Raw genomic sequence first — 2,402 nt, forward strand, 5'->3', positions numbered from 1 at the left:
AAGGCAGCGCGTGCCTCATCGAACCGCCGGGCGCGATAGGCGGCGAGCGCTTCGGCATAGTGCGTGCGCAAGCTGCCCTGTGCGCCGGTGAGAGCGCCTGCCCTCGCCATCACCTCGAAGATCGCCTGCGGTGCGCTCTGGCCGGCCACGGCCAAACGATCGATCTCGCGTAGTTCGAGCCGTGATCCAATCGCGTCAGCGGTTGCCTGCGAGATCAGGATGCGGGTGCCGTAGGCCTTGTTGACGGCCTCCAGCCGCGAGGCCAGGTTGACGGCATCGCCCATCACCGTAAAGCTCATCATCAATTCGGAGCCGATGCTGCCGGTCAGGACCTCGCCGGTGGCGATGCCGATCCGCAAATCGCACGGCGCGGGCATGGCGCGGATACCGAGCAGGTCAGGCAGCTGCATCTGGAGCGCCGGCACCTGGTCGGTCATCTCGATGGCGGCAAGGCCCGCGAGCAGCGCCTGCTCGTCCTCCTCGATGAAGGGCGGGCCCCAATAGGACATGATGGCATCGCCGATATACTTGTCGATGATGCCGCGATTGCCCCTGATCGGGCCGGACATGACCGTGAAATAGTGGTTCATCACCCTGACGAGGCCGCGCGGGGTCATGCCCTCGCTCATCGCGGTGAAGCCGCTCATGTCGCAGAACATGATGGTCATGACCCGGCGCTCGCCGTCGATCGCGACCTCCGGCCGGTCGATCAGCCCCTGCACCACCTTGGGATCGATGTAGCGGCCGAAAGTCTCGCGGATGCGCTCGTTGTGCCTGAGCTGCTCCGTCATGCGGTTGAAGGCCGCGGCGAGCTCGCCGATCTCGTCCTTCGTGGAGACGGTGATGGTCCTGTCGAAGTGTCCCGCCTCGACCTCGCGGGTGCCGGCGAGCAGCAGCCGCACCGGACGCGTGATGCCGCTGGACACCAGGAGCGCAAAGGCAAATCCGACGATCGCGGCAAGCAATGTCACGACACCCGAAATGACGATTGCCTGGTGCTGGCGGCTGATCACCTGCGATGTCGAGGCGAAGACCTGCGTCAGCATGTCGGCGCGGATCGCGTCGATCTTCCGGTTGAACTGGTCGCGCAACACGTCGATGTGCTCCAGCGTGCCGCGAGCCTCCACCATCTGTTTGGCGTCGACCTGCTTGGCCAGCCTGCCGTGGTCCTCGTTCAGATCGCGGCGCAGCTCGGTGACGGCCGTCTCGATCCGGATATCGATCCGCGCCAGCGCGGCATTGTCGGAGGGCGTCCTGGAATCGTCGATGATCGCGTTGATGAGCTTGCGCGCGGCCTCAGCCTCCTCTTCGATCTTGCGGTCCGATTGCTCGAACTCGCGCAGGCGTGCCGTATAGGCCTCCTCGTCCGACGGAGCCTCCATCTTGGTCATGACCATCCGCCGCAGCGCCAGCCCCCGCTCCAGCGAACGGATGTTGGCGCGGGCCAGATGGCTATAGGCCGGGATGTAGCGGTTGGTCAGTTCGTCAAGGAGGACGCCGACCTGGCTCGACATCACCATCGACAGGATCGAGGTGACCAGCATCAGGACGATCAATCCGAGGGCGATACCGACGATCTTGCGCCGGATCGACTGGTTGAAAATCGGCATAGGCGCGGGGGCAAAGGCTGAAAGGATGGATTGAGGGAACTCATACACCGATTTGGCGACGGGAACACGCGCAATCGGCCCCCGTGACGCTCAAAGCCGGGCACAACCGTCGTGCGAGCCCACATCGTTAACAAAAGCTAAAGGGCCCGCCCCTTCTCCTTTGCGGAAGTTCCCTTGCCCCATCCGTATTTTGCCGCATTGTTGCGACAGCGTGAGGATGCGACACGATGCTGATGCATCGTGTCGGTGCTTTGATTCTCAAGCCGCATGTCGTCGCGGACCTTGGTTTGTGGTGGTTTCGCAGGGGGACCATGGAATGAACCAGTGCCTACGCTCGCTCGCGTGTGTCGTTGCCGTGGCCGCAATGGCCCTTCTTCCCACCGAGCTCGCGGCCAAGAGCAGTCACAAATCGTCCGCGCCGAAGAAGACGCATGAGGCGAAAGCCGGCAAGCAGCGTCATGCCGCGACCGGAAAATCGCGGCATGGCAAGCACGCCGACGCCAAGCGCAAGTCGAAGAAGAGCGACGACGCGACGTCTGACAAGCCCGCAGCCCCGCCGCTGACCGGCGACCTCGCCGCCCTGAAGGACGCAATCGATCTCGCGCGCAAGGGCAAAACCGACGACGCCAGCGCGGCGCGCGACCGCATCGCCGACCCCGCCGGACGGAAGCTCGCGGACTGGTTCATGCTGCGCCATTCCGAGAGCACTGCGAATTTCAAGCGCTACGCGGCCTTCCTCGAGGCCAATCCGGACTGGCCGAGCCGCGCGCTGCTGCGCCGGCGCGCCGAGGC

General features: G+C 64.6%; 1 protein-coding gene and 1 pseudogene. One reads left to right on the forward strand and one right to left on the reverse strand.

Annotated features, from left to right (window positions below; genetic code table 11):
• Positions 1-1,610: adenylate/guanylate cyclase domain-containing protein (locus tag MOV74_RS36070; RefSeq protein ID WP_246932029.1), on the reverse strand; the 1,610-nt coding region annotated here is incomplete at its 3' end.
• Between the two features lie 316 nt (positions 1,611-1,926).
• Between MOV74_RS36070 and MOV74_RS36075 the strand changes: the two are divergent.
• A pseudogene (locus MOV74_RS36075) lies at positions 1,927-2,402 on the forward strand (lytic transglycosylase domain-containing protein); the annotation flags it as partial.

The organism is Bradyrhizobium sp. SHOUNA76 (genome assembly GCF_023006445.1).
GTDB lineage: Bacteria > Pseudomonadota > Alphaproteobacteria > Rhizobiales > Xanthobacteraceae > Bradyrhizobium.